Here is a 19503-nt window from a genome sequence, read left to right as displayed (position 1 = left end):
TGATCACTTTTCCGTCGCCGGTGTTGACCCTGGCGCGCGTCCGAACGGACGCTGGCCTTCCCCGGGGTAACCGAAGGGACGGACGATGCGAGTACGTGCTTTCAAGCGCCGCTGGACGGTCTTCGCGGCCGTGGCCATGACGAGTGCCCTCGCCCTGTCGGGCTGCGGCGGCGACGACGGCGGATCGAAGAACGACAAGTCCGAGGTCGAGGTCTTCTCCTGGTGGACGGGCCCCGGTGAGGCCGACGGGCTGAAGGCCATGCAGGCCGACTTCGAGAAGAAGAACCCCGGTACCGAGTTCGTCAACGCGGCCATCGCCGGCGGGTCGGGCACGCAGGCCAAGGCCGTCCTGGCGAGCCGGCTGCAGAACCGCAAGCCGCCGGACTCGTTCCAGGGCCACGCGGGCGCCGAGCTGCTCGACTACATCAAGGCCGGGCAGATCGAGCCGCTGGACGACTTCTACCAGCAGAACAACCTGAAGTCGGTCTACCCGCAGCAGCTCCTCGACCAGATCACCTACAAGGGGCACATCTACTCGGTGCCGGTGAACATCCACCGGTCCAACGTGCTCTGGTTCAACCCCGACATCCTGGAGGAGGCCGGGGTCGACGGCCCGCCGGAGTCGATCCCCGCGTTCATCACCGCGCTGAAGGCCGTCAAGGACAAGACGAAGAAGGTTCCGCTGTCGCTCGGCGCGCAGTGGACGGCCGACCACCTGCTGGAGAACGTCCTCCTCGGCAGCCTCGGCGCCGACGGCTACAACGCGCTGTGGAAGCCCGGCGCCGACTGGGGCACCCCCGCCGTCACCAAGGCGCTCGGCGAGTTCGGCGAGATCATGAAGTACACGACGCTGGAGGCCGCGTCCACCGACTGGCAGGGCGCCGCGAAGGCCGTCGTGGACGACAAGGCCGCGTTCAACATCATGGGCGACTGGGCGTACGGCTACTTCGTCGGCGACGCGCCGAACGGCCTCGGCAAGAAGCTCGACACCGACTTCAAGTACGCGCCGGCGCCGGGCACCGCGGGCGCCTACATGTGGCTGTCGGACAGCTTCACCCTGCCGAAGGGCGCGCCGCACAAGGCGGGCGCGGAGGCGTGGCTGAAGGAGGTGTCCAGCAAGGAGGGGCAGGACCTCTTCAACCCGAAGAAGGGCTCGATCCCCGCCCGCAAGGACGCCGACAAGAGCCTCTACACCGGCTACCTGCAGACCGCGTTCGAGGAGTGGAACAACCCGCAGACCAAGCTCGCGGGCTCGTTCTGGCACGGCGTGAACGCCAACAACAAGTGGCACACCGACATCGACACCGCGATCGGCCTGTTCCTGCAGAACAAGGACGTGGCCAAACTCCAGCAGGGGCTGGTGAGCGCGGCCAAGAACAGCGGACAGTGACCGCCCCCGATTCGGAGGCGGACCAGAAGGCCGCGGCCCCCGGCCGCCGGGACGCGCCGCAGGAGCATCGCTCGTCGTTCCTGCGGCGCGCCCGCACGTGGCTGCCGGGGCTGCTGCTGGTGTCGCCGTCCATCGTCGCGATCGGCCTGTTCGTCTACGGGCTGCTGTTCTGGAACACGCGGGTCGCGCTGAGCGGCAAGCACGACGAGGTCTCCGAGTACGGGTTCGACAAGGGCAGGAACTTCGTCGACCTGTGGGACCAGCCGAGCTGGCCGGGCGCGGTGCGGCACGCGCTGCTGTTCACGGCCGTGTTCGTCGTCGGCGCCCTGCTGCTCGGCGCGTTCCTGGCGTTCCTCATGGACAAGGGCGTCCGCGCGGAGGCGGGCTTCCGCGTCGTGTACCTGTTCCCGATGGCGGTGTCGTTCATCGCCAGCGGCGTGGTGTGGCGGTGGCTGATGAACCCGGCGCCGCCGGAGCGCGCGGTCGGGTTCAACCAGCTGTTCGACAAGCTCCATGTCGGGTTCCTGTCGAACGACTGGTGGCAGAACCCCGACTGGGGCATGGCGGCGATGGCCCTCCCCGCCGTCTGGCAGATGTCCGGATACGTCATGGCCCTGTACCTGGCCGGGTTCCGCAGCGTCCCGGAGGATCTGCGCGAGGCGGCGCGGGTGGACGGCGCGTCCGAGTGGAAGGTGTACCGGTACGTGGTGTTCCCGCAGCTCCGCCCGGTGACGCTGTCCGCGCTGATCATCCTCGGGCACATCTCGCTGAAGGTGTTCGACCTCATCATGGCCATCGCGGGCAAGCAGATCATCACCTACGTCCCGGCCATCGCCACCTACGTGGAGATCTTCGACCGGCACGACCCGGCGAACGGCGCCACCATCGCCACGTACATGCTGGTCGCGGTCGCGCTGCTGGTGATCCCGTACCTGGTCTGGTCGGTGCGGTCGGAGCGGACCCGATGACCGCCGCGGGCGCGCCGGGCCGCCGCTCGTCCGGCGCCGCGCAGGCCGCGAGGCTGACCGTCCTGCTGGTGTTCGTGCTGCTGTTCCTCATCCCGGTGTACGTGCTGGTCGTGACGAGCTTCAAGCCGCTGGACGAGGCGGACCCGAGCAGCGCGTGGAGCCTGCCGGGCCACTGGAGCACGTCCGGCTGGAGTTCGGCGTGGGAGACGCTGAGACCCGGCCTGGAGAACAGCGTCAAGATCGCCGTGTCGGGGTCGGTCATCTCGGCGGTGCTCGGCTCGCTGAACGGCTACGTCCTGTCCAAATGGCGGTTCCCCGGCGCGGACGTCGTCTTCACGCTGTTCCTGTTCGGCATGTTCATCCCGTACCAGGCGGTCATGATCCCGCTGGCCGGGCTGCTGACGGACATGGAGCTCTCCGGCACCATCCGCGGGCTCGTCCTCGCGCACGTCGTGTACGGCATCCCGATCTGCACGCTCATCTTCCGGAACTACTACGTCACCATTCCGGACGAGCTGATCGAGGCGTCCCGCGTGGACGGCGCCGGAATGCTGCGCACCTACTGGTCGGTGGTCCTGCCCGTGTCGGCCCCGGCGTTCGCGGTGACGCTGATCTGGCAGTTCACCTCGATGTGGAACGACTTCCTCTTCGCGGTGTTCCTCGGCGCCCCCGACAGCTGGCCGGTCACGGTGATGCTGAACAACACGGCGGGGTCGGGCGCGGTCGCCGTCCAGTACAACCAGCAGATGGCGTCGGCGCTTCTGGCGTCCCTGCCCACCCTCCTCGTCTATCTGCTGCTCGGACGCTTCTTCATGCGCGGCCTCATGGCGGGGGCATTGAAGGGATGAATCACCCGAGTCCGTCAACCGCGCAGGGGTCTCAAGCGTCACATGGGTGATCGAAGGAGATCCGCATGGGAGTCGAACGGCCCGGCAGCCGTCCCATGACGGACATCAACCCTTTCGACCCGTCCATTGGCAATTCAGCCGGGATGCACCTAGCCTCTCGGGCATCGTCGCGCGGCACACCGGCCTTCGCCGGAGCCTCGGCGATCCCGGGTCCGGCGCGGACGGGGCGATCAGTGGAGGTGGGCGCGTGCAGGCGATGAGTGTTCAGCAGCCCTGGGCGTTCGCGATCGCGCGGGGCGGCAAGAGCGTCTCGAACCAGAGCCTGCCGGCCGCCTACCGCGGCCCGCTCCTCGTCCACGCCTCGCTGCGCGTCGACCTCAAGGCGTGCGACTCGCCGCTCGTCCGGGCCGCCGGCTGGGACCCGCGCGACCCGCTCGCCACGATCGGCGCCATCATCGCCGTCGCCGAGCTGGACGGCGTCTGCTCCGCCGCCGTCCAGGGCGGCTCCTGCGACTGCGGCCCCTGGTCCGAGCGCGGCTTCCACCACTGGCGCCTCGCCGCCGTCCGGCCCCTCCCCCGCCCCATCGTGGCCCTCGGCCGGCTCGGCCTCTGGGAGCCCAAGGCCACGCTAGTCAACGAGGTCACCACGATGTTCGCGCTCAACCCCTGAGGGCCTCGGCCGCCTCGCGGAGGCGGCGGAACTCGGCGGCGATGCGGTCGAGCGGCCAGCTCGCGTTGAGGCCGCTCGGGTTGGGGAGCACCCACACGCGCGCGGCGCCGAACGTCTCGTCCTGCGGCCCGATCCGCGTGCGCGGACGGCCGAAGGCCGTGCGGTAGGCGGTCACCCCGGCGACGGCCAGGTAGGCGGGACGGTGCCGTTCGACGAGGGCGTCGAGACGGCGTCCGCCTTCGCGGAGTTCGGCCCCGGTCAGTTCGTCGGCGCGGGCCGTCGTCCGGTGCGCCAGGTTCGTGATGCCGAGGCCGTAGCCGGGCAGGAGGTCCTGCTCGGACGGGTCCAGCAGCCGGTCGGTGAAGCCGGAGCGGTGCAGGGCGGGCCAGAAGCGGTTGCCCGGACGCGCGAAGTGGTAGCCGGTGGCGCCGGAGTAGAGGCCGGGGTTGATGCCGCTGAACAAGACCCGGATCGTCCCCCCGTCCGGCGGGAGGACGTCCGGGATGACGCGGTCGCGGGCGGCCTCCAGATCGGCCTTCGTGGGACGCATCAGACAAGGTTACGGACGATCAGCACCACCGCGGACGCCCCCACGACCCCGAGGAGCACCAGCCGGAGGCGTCCGGCACGGGAACCGGTATCGCCACGATCGGCGTCGCGACCAGCCCGGTCCGGGTCAGGCGGATGCGTCGGTGAGGCGCTTCAGCTGGTCGTCGGTCAGCGCCGTCCGGGCCGCCTCGACGAGGGGCGGGAGCTGTTCGAGGGTGCGGGCGCTGGCGATGGGCGCTGCGACGGTCGGCTGCGCGGCGAGCCAGGCCAGCGCCACCGTCGCGACGGCGGCGCCCTGCTCCTCGGCGACGATGTCGAGCGCGGCCAGGACCCTGCGCCCGCGCTCGGTCTCCAGGTGCCCGGCGGCGCGTCCGGCGCGCACGCTGTCGACCTTGGCCCCGGGGCGGTACTTGCCGGTCAGGAAGCCCGAGGCGAGGCCGTAGTAGGGGACGGCGGCCAGCCCGTGCCGTTCGGCGAGGTCGCGGCGCGGCCCCTCGTAGGTGTCGCGGGACACCAGGTTGTAGTGCGGCTGGATGGCCGTGTAGCGGGCCGTGCCCTCGCGCTCGCTGAACTCCAGGGACGCCTCCAGCCGGTCCAGCTCGATGTTCGACACCGCGATCTGCCGCACCTTCCCGGCGGTGACCAGCTCGTCCAGCACCGTCATGATCTCCCCCACGGGCACGGACGGGTCGTCGAAGTGCGTGAAGTACAGGTCGATGCGGTCCGTGCGGAGCCGCCGCAGCGAGTCGTCGGCGGCGGCCTTGATGTTCGCCGGGGACAGCCCCATGCGGTCGGGGTGGCGGCCGACCTTGGTCGCGATGACGACGTCGTCGCGGTTGCCGCGCGTCCGCGTCCACTCCCCGATGATCGTCTCGGACTCGCCGCCGCTGTTGCCGGGCGCGGACGCCATGTAGGAGTCGGAGGTGTCGACGAAGTTGCCGCCGGCCGCCGCGTAGGCGTCCAGGATCTCGAACGAGCGCTCCTTGCCGGCCGTCCAGCCGAAGACGTTGCCGCCCAGGCAGAGCGGGAAGACGTCCAGGTCGCCGATCTTCTTCATGTCAGCCATGTCGTGCATCCAATCAGAGAGTCCGGGACGGCCATTCCCACCGGAGGCCGTAACACTCCTGGCACGGATTTCCGTGTGGTCACCGTTCGCCGCCGTCCGCCGACACGCGGAACGGGCCGCCCCCTGGGGAGCGGCCCGTCGCGGTGGTGCGGCCTTACTTGCGGATCAGGTTGCGGAGGACGTACTGGAGGATGCCGCCGTTGCGGTAGTAGTCCGCCTCACCGGGGGTGTCGATGCGGACGGTGGCGGTGAACTCCTTGCCGGCTCCGTGCGCGGCCGGCTCCGTGGCCTTGACGGTGACCTCGTCGGGGACGCCGCCCCCGTTCATCGCGGTGACGCCCGTGATGTCGAAGGTCTCGGTGCCGGTGAGGCCGAGCGACTCGGCGGACTCGCCGTCCTTGAACTGCAGCGGCAGGACGCCGAGGCCGATCAGGTTCGAGCGGTGGATGCGCTCGTAGGACTGCGCGATGACGGCGCGGACGCCGAGCAGCGCGGTGCCCTTCGCCGCCCAGTCGCGGGACGAGCCGGAGCCGTACTCCTTGCCCGCGATGACGACGAGCGGGGTGCCCTGCTCGATGTAGTTCCGCGAGGCGTCGTAGATGAACGCCTGCGGGGCGCCGTCCTGGGTGAAGTCGCGGGTGTAGCCGCCCTCGACGTCGTCCAGGAGCTGGTTGCGGAGCCGGATGTTGGCGAACGTCCCGCGGATCATGACCTCGTGGTTGCCGCGGCGCGAGCCGTAGGAGTTGAAGTCCTTGATCTCGACGCCGTGGTCCCGGAGGTACTGCGCGGCGGGCGTGCCGGCCTTGATGGACCCGGCCGGGGAGATGTGGTCGGTGGTGACCGAGTCGCCCAGCTTCGCCAGGACGCGGGCGCCGTGGATGTCGGTGACCGGCTCCGGGTCGGCGCCCATGCCGTCGAAGTACGGGGCCTTGCGGACGTAGGTGGACGAGGCGTCCCACTCGAACAGATCGCCGGTCGGGATGTCGAGGCCGGTCCAGCGCTCGTCGCCCTTGAAGACGTCCGCGTAGCTCTCGGTGAACATCTCCTTGCCGATGGACGACTCGACGATCTCCGCGACCTCCTCGGCGGCCGGCCAGAGGTCGCGCAGGTACACGGGGCCGTCGGCGCCCTCGGCGATCGGGTCGTTGAGGATGTCGATGTCCATCGTCCCGGCGAGCGCGTAGGCGATGACCAGCGGCGGCGACGCCAGGTAGTTCATCTTCACGTCGGGGCTGATGCGGCCCTCGAAGTTGCGGTTGCCGGACAGCACCGCGGTGACCGCCAGGTCGTTGTCGTTGACGGCCTTGGAGATCTCCGGCTGCAGCGGGCCGGTGTTGCCGATGCAGGTGGTGCAGCCGTACCCGACCAGGTTGAAGCCGATCTTGTCGAGGTACGGGGTGAGGCCGGCGCGCTCGTAGTAGTCGGTGACGACCTGCGAGCCGGGCGCGAGCGAGGTCTTGACCCAGGGCTTGCGCGTGAGGCCCTTCTCGACGGCGTTCCTGGCCAGCAGCGCCGCGGCGATCATCACGTACGGGTTGGACGTGTTGGTGCAGGACGTGATGGCCGCGACGGCGACGTGGCCGTGGTCGAGCTCGAACTCCGTCCCGTCGTCCAGCTTCACCGGGACGCGCTTGTGCGGGCGGCCGGACCCGTTGGCGTCGACGTGCCGGGGCTTGTCGCCCGCGGTCTCCTGCGTGATCGCCGGGGTGTCCGAGGCGGGGAAGCTCTCGTTGGACGCCTCGTCCAGCGCGCCGAGGACGCTCTCGACGTAGTTCTGCACGTCCCGCCGCCAGGTCGTCTTGGCGTTCGACAGGGAGATGCGGTCCTGCGGGCGCTTCGGGCCGGCCAGCGACGGGACGACGGTGCCGAGGTCCAGCTCCAGGTACTCGGAGAAGTCGGGCTCGACCGACGGGTCGAGCCACATCCCCTGCGCCTTCGCGTACGCCTCGACGAGCGCGATCTGCTCCTCGTCGCGCCCGGTGAGGCGCAGGTACTTCAGCGTCTCGTCGTCGATCGGGAAGATCGCGCAGGTGGAGCCGAACTCGGGGCTCATGTTGCCGATCGTGGCGCGGTTCGCGAGCGGCAGCGCGTGCACGCCCTCGCCGTAGAACTCGACGAACTTGCCGACGACGCCGTGCTCGCGCAGCATCTCGGTGATGGTGAGCACGAGGTCGGTCGCGGTCGTCCCGGCGGGCAGCCCGCCCGTCAGCTTGAAGCCGACGACGCGCGGGATGAGCATCGAGATCGGCTGGCCGAGCATCGCGGCCTCCGCCTCGATGCCGCCGACGCCCCAGCCCAGCACGCCGATGCCGTTCTCCATCGTCGTGTGGGAGTCGGTGCCGACGCACGTGTCCGGGTAGGCGACGCCGTTCCGGTCGAACACCACGCGTGCGAGGTGCTCGATGTTCACCTGGTGGACGATGCCGGTCCCGGGCGGGACGACCTTGAACTCGTCGAACGCCGTCTGCCCCCAGCGCAGGAACTGGTAGCGCTCCCTGTTGCGCTCGTACTCACGCTGCACGTTGCGCTCGAACGCCTGCGACGTGCCGAAGTAGTCGACGATGACGGAGTGGTCGATCACCATCTCGGCCGGCGCCAACGGGTTGATCTTCGTCGGGTCCCCGCCCAGGTCGCGGACGGCCTCGCGCATCGTGGCGAGGTCGACCACGCACGGCACGCCGGTGAAGTCCTGCATGATCACCCGCGCGGGGGTGAACTGGATCTCCTTGCTCGGCTGGGCCTGCGAGTCCCACTGCGCGAGCGCGCGGATGTGCTCGGCCGTCACGTTCGCGCCGTCCTCGCTGCGGAGCAGGTTCTCCAGCAGCACCTTCAGGCTGTACGGGAGACGGGCCGCGCCCTCGACGGCGTCCAGCCGATAGATGTCGTACGACTTCTCGCCAACCTGCAGCTTGTCAAGGCTGCCGAAGCTGTTCGCGGACACGGACTCCTCCTCAGTGGCCACCGCGCGTCCGGTCCGGGACATGAGCGCGCGGCGCTCGTCTTGATCTTCAGTGCGCCCGTCCCCTGGGCCGACACTGGGCGGCGCGCGGCGGGACGGACATGGTGCTCGTCTACCTTGATCCTGCCTTAGTCGGCCCCATCACCCACAATCAGGGCCGCCTAACTTCCGCAGGATTTCTCTTGACGTCAAGCTATCCCCAATTTATCTCGACATCAAGCTACTTGCACCCCGGGCCGCCCTCCCTCGCGCAGCGACCGAACGCGCGTTTCTGCCGCAACCAGCGCGGCTGTCCGGCGAAGCGGTGGGACGGCTCATCAGCGCGAGCGAGGCGACCGTTTCCTCGAAGTAGCGGAACGGCCGAACGCGGTCGTCCACGTGATCCCGCAAAGCTTCGAGACCGGCGCGCACCCGGGTCACGGGCGACGATTTCGGCGAGATGGTGGTCACTCTTGCCGACATCAGCGACCAACCCGCGCCTCGGGTCACCTGGCCACACCGGACCGTCCGGCCGGCGCGGCGCTATGGCCGGTCGGGGCGGACGATGTACCAGCCGCCTGATGGTGTGACCCAGATCAGCAGGCCGGGCCAGACTTGGACGAGTCTCCAGTCGGGGCGCTGCTTCAGCCTGTGGTGGCGTCGGCAGAGCGGAGCCAGGTTGCAGCGGCAGGTGATGCCGGGCCGCCACGGGACCGTGTGGTCGAGGTCGCACCGGTGCGACGGCTGGTTGCAGCTCGGGAACACGCAGGTCCCGTGCCGTGCCTCAACCTGCCGCCGCATCGCGGCAGGCGGCCGGTAGCCGGGTCGGCCGTGCACCTCGTCGTCTCCGCGACAGGCCGCCTCCCGTGCTCCGGCAAGCTCACCCTGGATGCGCTGAACGGCCCGCCGGATCGCGCCCGGCAGCTCTCGCGAAGGAACGCGACCACTCACGTGAGCCAACCGCTGACCCAGCACATCCGCCAACACCATGACGTCGGCTTCGTCCCTGGAGCGCCCCTCCGCCCCAGATCCAGGACCTCCCGCGATTGGAGCAATAACTGCGGCCTGGCGGACCACGCCACCACTCCCAGCGGAGCCGAAGCCAACCGAATCGCCCGGCTCGATCGGTACAGATTCCCGGAACGAAACGGCCGGACCGCCACCACTCTGGATCAGTTCCAACTCTCGCGGTGGATCGCTGCTCTCAGCCGGACCGAGCCGTCGAGGAGGAACGCCGCCGGGCTGGTCGGACGCGGCTCCAGGGGCGGGACGCATGGCATCGGCGGGCGCGGCGTTCTGGGCGAGGAGGTCGCGGATTGCGTCGGGGAGTTCAGCGCCGTGCAGGAGCCGGGTGGCCAGGTCGGCGCGGATGGTGCTGAGCGGGCGCGTGTCGCCGTCGCGCCTGACGCCGTGCGCGGCTGCGGTGATCTTGTTGTAGATGGCGTGGGCGTCTTCGGCGGCCAGGTCGCACAGGCTGAGGTCGGTGGTGCCGGAAGGGGTGTCCCACAGCTCCAGCCGACGTTGCTGGACGGCTTCTCGCTTGCGTTCCTCGACGACCTCGGGTGCGAGGCGCTGGGTGAGGCGTCTGATGCGGCAGCGCAGTTGCCCGGTCGTCTGAGTGGACGCCTTCTCCAGCGCTGCGCCTTGAACCCGTTGGGTGATCTGCTGGGGGAGGCTGTCAGTGAGGTCGCTGACGACTCGGGCCTTGGCCAGGTCGATGCGTCCGGTTTCCAGGGCGGCACCGGTCTCGGCGAGTGGGCCGGTGAGGCGTTCGGCGAGGTGGACGAGCGTGGCGGCGGCGTTGCCGGTGACGGTCAGCGCGGCGGCGATTTCTTCGGTGACCGATTCGCGGGCGGGCAGGATGCGGTAGTCGGGGTCGCCGTCGTCCTCGGCGCGGGTGCGGCGTTGGGTGAGTTCGGCGATGGCGGCCAGTTCCCGGGCTTGGGCCCAGGAGGTCTGGCGGCGGGCCGCAGCGGCGACCTGGAGGAGTTCATCGTCGGTGAGATCCGCCAGGCGTTCTTTTCCGCCGGACAGGCAGACGGCCAGTTGCGGGCCGGGAGGGAACCACTCCCGGTCGTCCCATTCACGCTGGCGAGCAATGATCTGAGTGGGCACTGACATGGGGGCTCACCTCCACTCTGAATTCGTCCTCCAATTGTAGCGCTGCCTACCATCGCCTTCGATGGACATTCTGGACACGCCACATTTCTCTCACCTTTTCTTCCACCTCCGCGACTGAAAAGGACGCTCCTTGCGGTTGCTGATCACCCAACGGTTGTTGCGGGCCGAGCACGGCTTTATCGGTATGTGGTGGTTGCTGTAGGCGGGTGGCTGAGGCGACCCCTGCGGGCAGTGCGAACAGTGCAGGTAGCCGCTGGCTGAAGTCACGTTGGTTGCGGTTGCTGGTAGAGGATTGCGTCTGGGGGAAAGGCGGGCGCGGGGTGCGGTCCCCCAAACGCGCACTTCGCGCGCGGAGCGCGGTGAACAAGGGCAACCACGCACCGGGCCGGATGATAAACACTGATCCCCGCCACCTACCGCAACCAACGTGACAGTTATCGACGGCAAGATGGACGGGCGCACCCGCCTTCGGAAGGCCGCCTCAGCCGCCCGCCAACAGCCACCGCACTTAAACCGATAAAAAGAAGACCTCAGCCACGCACACGCCACAAGCAAGCGCGCCAGGCCGCAACCGGCGGCAACCGACCACAACCGGCTGCAACCGGCTGCAACCGGAAGAGGGGCGCCCACCCAGGCCGGTCGATGAGTTTCGCTGGCTTCGGGAGTCCGCATCTGGGAGCACGCCGTCCAGCAGGAGGAGAACCAGATGAGCACGATGTCCAAGAGCACGAAGCTCGACAAGGAGTTCACGGCCCGCTTGCAGAAGAGTTCCGCCAAGGGCGGCTGGACCTACGTCATCTGGCCGGAGTCGGCGGAGTTCTTCGGGACGCGAGGGCTCGTCAAGGTCAGGGGGACCATCGACGGACACCCCTTCCAGGGCTCCTTCATGGCGCTCGGCGACGGCGATCACAAGCTCGCGGTGAAGGCCGAGATCCGCCGGGCGCTCGGCAAGGACGTCGGTGACGACGTCACCGTTCACCTCACCGAGCGCCTCGGCTAACGCATCACCGAACGTCCCGCCGAGCGTCCCACCGGACGGATCGCCGAACGTCCCGCCGGACGCCCCACCGAGCGAGCCGGAGTCACAGGCCGTTCCAGAAGGCGCAGTTGCTGGTCTTGGTGGTGTCGGTTCGGTGGATGCCGTTCGCACCGGGCGCCAGGGACAGGACGTCGTCCGGCGACCGGAGGAGGGGCCAGTGCGGTGCGTGCCGGGCCTCCGGCCTGCCGTTGTGGGCGAAGGACGTCCAGTAGCCGACCATGGTGTCGGAGAGCCGGGCCTGTTCCGGGTTCAGGTCACCGATCAGGCCCGGGAAAAGGAACGTGAGTTCCGTGGCGTGCTCGGCGCCCTCGTCGAATCCGGGGACGTCGACCAGCGGAGGAGCGGTGCGGTCGGCGAACTGGTAGGCGTACACCGGGACGCCCGCGCGCTTGAGCAGCCGGAAGGCGTCCTGGTGCAGGCAGGACGACAGGGCGCCGCCGGCGTCGGTCTGGATCGTGGCCAGCGCGATCCTGGGGTCGGGGTAGTCGGCCGCCGGGTAGCGGGCCAGCACCGCGTCGGCGTCGGCGCCGTAGGTGGCGCGGACGATGCTCTCGTACTGCGCCGCCGTGATGGGGCGCGGGTAGATGAGCGACACGAACAGGCGCATCTCGTCCAGGGTGTTGCCGTGCATGACCGGCACCCTGTTGAAGCGGCCTTTCTCGATCGCCTGTACGGGCTGCAGCGGCAGGACGCGGTCGCCGCCCGCGACGGGGCCCGCGCTCATCCCCTTCGCGTCGAAGGTCTCCAGCAGGGTCTTGGCGGGCACGGCGCGCAGGCAGGCGACGGTCGCGGCGGGTGACTCCTTGTCGCAGCCCACGGCCTTGGCGAGGGTCGCCGCGTCGCCCTCGGCCGAGGTTTCGGTGCGCACCGGGGTGGCGCAGCTGAAGCTCTGCGGGATCACCTTGTGGAACAGTCCGGCGGCGGACGGCGAGACGAGGTTGGCGCAGGAGTCCGCGGCGCCTGCGGACTCGCCGAACAGCGTCACGTTCCCCGGGTCCCCGCCGAAGGCCCCGGCGTTGCGCCGCACCCAGCGCAGGGCGGCCTGCTGGTCGAGCAGGCCGTAGTTGCCGGCCTGGTAGCGCCGGTCGGCGCCGGTCTCCAGGCCGGGGTGGGCGAGCCAGCCGAGCGGGCCGAGCCGGTAGTTGACGGTGACGACCACGACGTCGCCGTCCGCGGCGAGCTTGGCGGCGTTGTAGGCGCTTCCGCTGCCGGTCGTGTTGCTGCCGCCGTGCACCCAGACCATGACCGGAAGCCTGTGCCGGCGGTCCGCGCGGGCGGGGGTGGTGACGTTCAGGTAGAGGCAGTCTTCGCCGTAGGTCGTCTCGCCGCCGTAGGGCGGGGCGAGTTGCGCGCACTGGCTGCGCGGGAGCGTGGCGTCGTACGTGCCCTGCCACGGCCGCGCCGGCTGCGGCGGTCTCCAGCGCAGGTCTCCGGTCGGCGGTGCGGCGTACGGGACGCCTTGGAAGAGCCGGTGATCCGGTTGGGCCTGGCCGCGCACCAGGCCGAGGTCGGTGCGGACGACGGCGGCCGGATCCGGCGGGTGCGGCTGGGCGACGGCCGGGGCGGCCCCGGCGAGGACGAGGACGGACGCGAGCGAGGTGATGCCGGTGAGCCTCACAGGGCCCCCTTTCAGCGTGACGCTTCTGGCTCCCCCGATCCCCCGAACCCCCGGACTCAAATTAGAAACTGATTCTAGGATGGATGCAACCCCTGACGACGACCGCCAGTGGGGGAGAACTCCGGGTAAGTGATGGTTGTACTGTCTCGTCCGTGACAACGGGAAACACCGTCTCGCTGGGACGACGGCTCTGGACGATGCTGATCGCGCTCGGCTTCGTCGGCCAGCTCGCCTGGACCGTCGAGAACATGTACCTCAACGTGTTCGTCTACGACACGATCAGCGGCGACCCCGACGTGATCGCCGCGATGGTGGCGGCGAGCGCGGTGGCGGCGACGGTGGCGACGATGACGATCGGCGCGCTGTCGGACCGGCTGGGCCGCAGGCGCGCCTTCATCGCCGGCGGCTACATCGTGTGGGGGCTGTCCACGGCGGCGTTCGGGCTGATCAGCGTGGACGCCGTGGCCGCGGTCGCGCCGGTCGCCGACGCGGTCGTGGTCGCGGCGGTGAGCGTGATCGTCCTCGACTGCGTGATGTCGTTCCTCGGGTCGGGCGCGAACGACGCGGCGTTCCAGGCGTGGGTGACGGACGTGACCCGGACCGAGAACCGGGGGCGCGTCGAGTCGGTGCTGGCCGTCATGCCGCTGATGGCGATGCTCGTCGTGTTCGGCGGGTTCGACTGGATGACGCGGGACGGGCAGTGGTCGATGTTCTTCCTCGTCATCGGGCTGATCATCGCGGCGGCGGGGGTGGTCGCGTGGGTGTTCGTCCGGGACCGCCCGGTGGAGCGGCACGCGGGCGGGTACCTGGGGGCGCTCGTGCACGGGCTGCGTCCGGCGGCGGTGCGGGAGAACCCGGGGCTGTACCTCGCGCTCTCCGCGTGGTGCGTGTGGGGGATCTCCACGCAGGTCTTCCTCCCGTATCTGATCATCTATCTGGAGCGGTACCTGAACATCGAGGGGTACGCGCTGGTCCTCGCCGTCGTGCTGACGGGCGCGTCGGCGGTCAGCGTCCTGGCCGGGCGGTTCATCGACCGGGTCGGGAAGGCGCGGTTCCTCCTTCCGGCGGCCGCGGTGTACGCGGCGGGGCTGCTGCTGATGCCGCTCGCGCGCTCCACGGTCCCGGTGATGGCGGCCGGGCTGGTGCTGATGTCGGGGTTCATGCTCGTCCTGGCGCCGGTCGGCGCGCTCGTCCGGGACTTCACGCCGCCGGGGCGGGCCGGGCAGGTGCAGGGGCTCAGGATGGTGTTCGCCATCCTCGTCCCCATGATCGTGGGGCCGTGGCTCGGCGCCGCCGTCATCAAGGGCGCGGACGAGCGCTACGAGGACCTGGGCGTGCTCAAGCACGTTCCGACGCCCGCGATCTTCCTGGCCGCGGCGGCGGTGCTGGTACTGATCGTCCCGCCGGTGCTGGCGCTGGCCCGGCGGGACGCGAGGCACGGGGAGGCTGTGCGATGACGCTGCTCACCAGGTGGGGCAAGGCGCTCGATCCGGACGCGGTGCTGCCGGAGTACCCGCGGCCGCAACTCGTCCGCGACAGTTTCCTCAACCTCAACGGACGCTGGGAGTACGCGTTCACGGACACCGAACCCGCCGAACCCGCCGCGCACGCCGAACCCGCGGAGCGCGCCGAGTACGCGAACACCGGCCCCGCGGAGTACGACGGCGAGATCGTCGTGCCGTTCTCGCCCGAGTCGGCGCTGTCGGGCGTCGGCCGGCAGCTCCGCCCGGACGAGACGCTCTGGTACCGGCGGACCGTCCGCCTTCCGGACGGGTTCCGTCGGGAGGGGCACCGGGTCCTGCTGCACTTCGGCGCCGTCGACCAGGTGTGCCGGGTGACGGTCGACGGGCGGGAGGCCGGACGGCACGAGGGCGGATACCTGCCGTTCCACTTCGACGTCACCGACCTGCTGGACGACGGCGCCGGCACCCTCGTCGTCGAGGTGCAGGACCCGTCCGACACCGGTGACCGGGGCTGGGGGAAGCAGCGGCTGAAGCGCGGCGGGATCTGGTACACGGCCCAGTCCGGCATCTGGCAGACCGTGTGGATCGAGTGCGTCCCCGAGGTGCACGTCGAGCGGCTGACGCTCGTCCCGCACCTGGACGAATCGTGCGTCGAAGTGACGGTGCACGCCGACGCCGGGGGCGAACCGGCCCGCATCGAGGTCCGGGCGGGCGACGAGGTCGTCGGGCACGCCGAGGCGGCGGCCAACGAGCCCGTCCGGATTCCCGTCGCGGACGTCCGCCCCTGGAGCCCCGAAGATCCCTTCCTTTACGGCATCACGGTCGAACTCGGCGCGGACCGCGTCGAGAGCTACGCCGGGATGCGGTCGTTCGGCGTCGGTCCCGACGAGCACGGCGTCCCGCGGCTGCTGCTGAACGGCCGCCCGTACTTCCACGCCGGCGTCCTCGACCAGGGCTACTGGTCGGACGGCATGTACACGGCGCCGTCCGACGAGGCGCTCGTGCACGACATCGCCACCATGAAGCGGCTGGGCTTCACCATGCTCCGCAAGCACATCAAGGTGGAGCCGGCCCGCTGGTACCACCACTGCGACCGGATCGGCATCCTCGTCTGGCAGGACATGGTGAACGGCGGCGGACCGTACCGCCCGGAGGTCGTCACGGCGCCGGCGGTGTCCCCGCTACGCCTGAACGACACGAGGCACAGGCGTTTCGGACGCGCCGACGCGGCCTCCCGCGAGCGGTTCCGCGCGGAGACGCGGGAGACGATCGAGCATCTGCGCAACGTGGTGAGCATCGCCGTCTGGGTGCCGTTCAACGAGGGCTGGGGCCAGTTCGACGCGGCGGCCGTCGCCGCCGAGGTCAGGGCGCTCGACCCGACGCGGACGATCGACCACGCCAGCGGATGGCACGACCAGCGGGCCGGCGACCTGCGCAGCCTGCACGTCTATTTCCGGAGGTTCCGGGTTCCGCGCCGCCGGGACGCCCGCGTTCTCGTCCTGTCCGAATACGGCGGATACAACCTGCGGGTCGACGGCCACGCCTTCAGCGGCAAGGACTTCGGCTACAAGCGCTACCACTCCGCCGACCGGCTCGGTGCGGCGTTCGCGCGGCTGCACGCGCGGGAGATCGTCCCGGCGATCCCGCGCGGGCTCGCCGCGACCGTCTACACCCAGCTCTCCGACGTGGAGGACGAGCTGAACGGCCTCCTCACCCACGACCGCGAGGTCTGCAAGCTCCCCGCCGACCTCGTGCGCTCGGTGAACGCGCGCCTCACCAGCGCTGGCGGGCCTCCTCCGCCCACCCGGTGAGCCCGTCGACGTCGATCCAGGCGCCGTCGTCGGCCTGGACGCGCCCGCTGAAGTGCCCGAAGCACTGGTGGGTCTCGGTGCCGACGACGCCCAGCTCGGTGCGCGCGACCTTCTCGTGGAACGGGCGGAACTCGATCTCGACGCGCTGCCCGGCGATCGTCCAGGGACGCAGCCAGTCGGTCCGGTCGTAGGACCAGGACAGCTCCTCGCCGATCTTGTGGAGCCGGCCGTCGACGAACACGGCGTTCTCGGTCATGCCGGTGCCGTCCGTCCATGTGCCGCCGAACTGGAGGGAGACGCCGGGACCGCTGGCCGCCGCCCAGTTCCACGTCATCCGGTACGGCCATTTGCCGCGCCCGTGGTCGAGGACGGCGAAGGCGCCCTCCCCGATCTCGTGGTCGCCGGACGGCAGTGTCAGCCGCCCCCGCACCGGGCGCCCGACGTCCTTCACCGTGTACTGGAAGCGGCGGGGCCCCCACGGGATCACCACGCCGAGCGACTCGTGCCCGTCCGGCAGCGGGATCTCGACGTCGAGGTCGACCAGCCCCGGCGCGAGCGCCCGGACGCGCGACCCGGACGGGCGCTGCCGCACGCCGACCGCCGCTCCGCCGCCCCGCACGGACGCCTCACCCTCGCCGCTGCGGTCGGGGAACCGGGCGCCGCGCGCGAACGGGACCACTGCGTCCTTGCCGATCTCCTCGCCGGTCTCGCGGTCGAGCACGTAGACGCCGTGCACTCCGGCGTAGTCGAGCGACGACGCCACCAGCCCGATGATGTGCCGGGGCGTGACGATGCCCCAGTACTCCCAGCGCTTCACCCGTCCCCACCCGCGCAGGTTCGCCCGGTGCAGCGGCCGCCGCGTCCAGCCGACCGCGTCCGGGTTGAGCCGCCCGTCCGGCAGGCAGAGGTCGACGGGTCCGGTGATCTCGCGCTCGTGCGTCCCCATCCCCCGAGCCTACTGACCGCCGCGACGACGCCGGCCGCTGCCCTGGCGCCGCTGTTTCCGGCGAATCGGCGCGGCCCGGGAACGGGCCTGTCCCATGGCCTCGACGCCGGTGGCCCTGCAACGGTTCAGGGCGGCGGGCGCACCGTTTAAATAAGTCCATACCTTGGCCAGAGTTTCTCTCGTGCCGGACCGGTCGATGTCTCCAAGGTGATCATTGAACCGCTCTGGAGCGTCGAGGAGCACGATCGCGCGCTGGACCGGCTCGCGGCCCGGGAGAACTTCCCGGTGGCGGCGCGGCTGCTGCCCGGCCGGCACCGCGCCGACCTGCGGGCCGTCTACGGGTTCGCGCGGCTGGTCGACGACATCGGCGACGAGGCGCCGCGGGAGCAGCGGGCCAAGCTGCTCGGCCTGGTGGACGACGACCTGGACCGCGTGTTCGCCGGGCGGACGCCGAACCTGCCGCAGTTACGGCGGCTGGCGAGGACGGTGCACGCGCACCGGATGCCGGAGGCGCCGTTCCGCGACCTGGTCCGGGCGAACAGGCAGGACCAGGTCGTCCACCGCTACGAGACGTTCGATGAGCTGAGGGGCTACTGCGCGCTGTCGGCCGCGCCCGTGGGGCGCGTCGTCCTGCACCTGTTCCACGCGTACCGGCCCGCCCTGGTGGCGGCGTCCGACGACGTGTGCACGGCGCTGCAGGTCATCGAGCACTGCCAGGACGCCGGCCAGGACTACCGGGACGGGCGCGTCTACCTGCCCGGCGAGGACCTGCGCCGGTTCGGCTGCGCCGAGGAGGACCTGGCGCGCCCGACCACGCCGACGCGGCTGCGCGGCGTGCTGGCACTGGAGGCGGGCCGCGCGGCGGAGCTGCTGGACCGGGGCGCGCCGCCGCTCATGGCGGGGCTGACCGGGTGGGCGCGGATCGCCGTCGCGGGCTACGTGGCCGGGGGGCGCGCGGCGCTGTCGGCCCTGGCGCGCGGGCGGTACGACGTCCTCGCGCGCCGGCTGCGCCCCCGGCACGCCGCGCTGCCCGCCGGATGGGCGCACACGCTGAGAGAGGGACGGCGATGACGGTGCCGCCGGGTGGAGGCGCACGACCGCTGACGCACCGCACGCTCAGAGAGGGACGGCCATGACGGTTTCGGAGACGTGCGAGCGTTCCGAACAGGTGTTCGAGGCGTACCGGCACTGCGAACGCGTGGTGCGCGACGAGGCCCGCAACTTCTCCTACGGGATCAGGCTGATGCCGGCGCCGAAACGGCGCGCGATGAGCGCGATCTACGCGTTCGCGCGCGGCATCGACGACATCGGGGACGGCCCGGAGCCGGCCTGCGTGCGGCTCGACCTGCTGGACCGGTCGCGGCAGCGGCTGCTGACCGTGCAGGAGGTGCTGCGGCGGCGCGCGGACGTCCGGGAGCTGGAGGGGCATCCGGTGCTGACCGCGCTGTCGGACGCGGCGGGCCGCTACCCGATCCCCCTGGAGGCGTTCGACGAGCTGATCGACGGCTGCGAGAACGACGTGCGGGGCGCCGACTACGACACGTTCGACGACCTGCTGCGGTACTGCCAGCGCGTCGCCGGGACGGTCGGGCGGCTGTCGCTCGGGGTGTTCGGGTCGGACGGCCGGCAGCGCGCGGAGGGCCTCGCCGACTCGCTCGGCGTCGCGCTCCAGCTCACCAACATCCTGCGCGACCTGCGCGAGGACCGGCTGGCGGGGCGGATCTACATCCCGAAGGAGGACCTCGTCCGGTTCGGCTGCACGCTGGAGCTGGACGAGTCCGGCGCGTTCATCGACCCGCCGTGGCGGCTGTCGGAGCTGGTCGGCTTCCAGGCGGAGCGGGCGCGGGCCTGGTACGCGGAGGGGCTGCGGCTGCTGCCGCTGCTGGACCGGCGCAGCGCCGCGTGCACGGCGGCGATGGCGGGCATCTACCGGCGGCTCCTGGAGACGATCGCGGAGCGCCCGGGAATCGCGCTGCACGGCCGGGTCTCGCTGCCGACGTGGCAGAAGGCCGTCGTGGCGGCGCGCGCGCTGTCGGGGGTGGAGCGGTGAGCGCCGCCGAGCCGACCGGGGCCGGG

The 19503-nt window shown here is 70.7% G+C and carries 15 protein-coding genes; 9 read left to right on the top strand and 6 right to left on the bottom strand.

Annotation, left to right across the window (positions count from 1 at the left end):
- Positions 1-85 precede the first annotated feature (85 nt).
- From ACA511_RS22640 to ACA511_RS22625, 4 genes are all read left to right on the top strand, one after another.
- Entirely contained in the window at positions 86-1390 is a 1305-nt protein-coding gene (locus tag ACA511_RS22640; RefSeq protein ID WP_375026564.1) for an ABC transporter substrate-binding protein, read from the top strand.
- Positions 1387-2358, top strand: a complete 972-nt coding sequence (locus tag ACA511_RS22635; protein WP_375026563.1) for a carbohydrate ABC transporter permease — start codon at positions 1387-1389, stop codon at positions 2356-2358. Before ACA511_RS22640 ends, ACA511_RS22635 begins: the two co-directional genes overlap by 4 nt.
- Positions 2355-3206, top strand: a complete 852-nt coding sequence (locus tag ACA511_RS22630; protein ID WP_375026562.1) for a carbohydrate ABC transporter permease — start codon at positions 2355-2357, stop codon at positions 3204-3206. Before ACA511_RS22635 ends, ACA511_RS22630 begins: the two co-directional genes overlap by 4 nt.
- Positions 3207-3462: 256 nt before the next feature.
- Positions 3463-3876 (top strand): hypothetical protein, encoded by a 414-nt coding sequence (locus ACA511_RS22625; RefSeq protein WP_375026561.1) that lies wholly within the window; start codon positions 3463-3465, stop codon positions 3874-3876.
- Here ACA511_RS22625 and mug read toward each other — a convergent pair.
- From mug to ACA511_RS22605, 4 genes are all read right to left on the bottom strand, one after another.
- Positions 3866-4426, bottom strand: a complete 561-nt coding sequence (gene mug, locus ACA511_RS22620; RefSeq protein ID WP_375026560.1) for a G/U mismatch-specific DNA glycosylase — start codon at positions 4424-4426, stop codon at positions 3866-3868. The genes ACA511_RS22625 and mug overlap by 11 nt on opposite strands.
- Positions 4427-4552: 126 nt before the next feature.
- The gene (locus tag ACA511_RS22615; protein ID WP_375026559.1) at positions 4553-5491 is read right to left on the bottom strand and encodes an aldo/keto reductase; all 939 of its coding nucleotides are present in this window, start codon (positions 5489-5491) and stop codon (positions 4553-4555) included.
- Between the two features lie 154 nt (positions 5492-5645).
- Positions 5646-8432, bottom strand: coding sequence for an aconitate hydratase AcnA (gene acnA, locus ACA511_RS22610; protein WP_375026558.1), 2787 nt, complete (start codon positions 8430-8432; stop codon positions 5646-5648).
- Positions 8433-8972: 540 nt separating this feature from the next.
- The gene (locus tag ACA511_RS22605) at positions 8973-10550 is read right to left on the bottom strand and encodes a DUF222 domain-containing protein (RefSeq protein WP_375026557.1); all 1578 of its coding nucleotides are present in this window, start codon (positions 10548-10550) and stop codon (positions 8973-8975) included.
- A gap of 706 nt (positions 10551-11256) precedes the next feature.
- Here ACA511_RS22605 and ACA511_RS22600 point away from each other — a divergent pair.
- A complete protein-coding gene (locus tag ACA511_RS22600; protein ID WP_375026556.1) occupies positions 11257-11550 on the top strand; it encodes a DUF1905 domain-containing protein in 294 nt (97 codons plus the stop codon).
- 82 nt (positions 11551-11632) lie between these two features.
- On the opposite strand, the gene ACA511_RS22595 is transcribed toward ACA511_RS22600, so the two are convergent.
- On the bottom strand, positions 11633-13207 hold the full coding sequence (locus ACA511_RS22595; RefSeq protein ID WP_375026555.1) for a carboxylesterase/lipase family protein: 1575 nt from the start codon (positions 13205-13207) through the stop codon (positions 11633-11635).
- Between the two features lie 152 nt (positions 13208-13359).
- On the opposite strand from ACA511_RS22595, the gene ACA511_RS22590 reads away from it, so the two are divergent.
- Together ACA511_RS22590 and ACA511_RS22585 are read left to right on the top strand one after the other, a co-directional pair.
- On the top strand, positions 13360-14664 hold the full coding sequence (locus ACA511_RS22590) for an MFS transporter (protein WP_375026554.1): 1305 nt from the start codon (positions 13360-13362) through the stop codon (positions 14662-14664).
- Positions 14661-16481 carry a glycoside hydrolase family 2 protein gene (locus ACA511_RS22585; protein WP_375026553.1) on the top strand — a complete coding sequence of 607 codons (1821 nt, stop codon included), beginning with the start codon at positions 14661-14663 and terminating at the stop codon, positions 16479-16481. The genes ACA511_RS22590 and ACA511_RS22585 overlap by 4 nt, the downstream gene beginning before the upstream one ends.
- Here the strand turns inward: ACA511_RS22585 and ACA511_RS22580 are convergent.
- A complete protein-coding gene (locus ACA511_RS22580; protein WP_375026552.1) occupies positions 16444-17427 on the bottom strand; it encodes a DUF2804 domain-containing protein in 984 nt (327 codons plus the stop codon). The two genes, ACA511_RS22585 and ACA511_RS22580, sit on opposite strands and share 38 nt — an antisense overlap.
- A gap of 207 nt (positions 17428-17634) precedes the next feature.
- Between ACA511_RS22580 and hpnC the strand changes: the two genes are divergently transcribed.
- Positions 17635-18498, top strand: coding sequence for a squalene synthase HpnC (hpnC, locus tag ACA511_RS22575; RefSeq protein WP_375026551.1), 864 nt, complete (start codon positions 17635-17637; stop codon positions 18496-18498).
- A 61-nt stretch (positions 18499-18559) separates the two neighbouring features.
- On the top strand, positions 18560-19477 hold the full coding sequence (locus tag ACA511_RS22570) for a phytoene/squalene synthase family protein (protein WP_375026550.1): 918 nt from the start codon (positions 18560-18562) through the stop codon (positions 19475-19477).
- The last annotated feature ends 26 nt before the right edge of the window (positions 19478-19503 follow it).

Source organism: Actinomadura sp. GTD37 (assembly GCF_041951365.1).
Taxonomy (GTDB): Bacteria; Actinomycetota; Actinomycetes; order Streptosporangiales; family Streptosporangiaceae; genus Spirillospora.
Note: the sequence above shows the minus strand (reverse complement) of the source record. Positions and strands in the feature narration are given on the sequence as shown.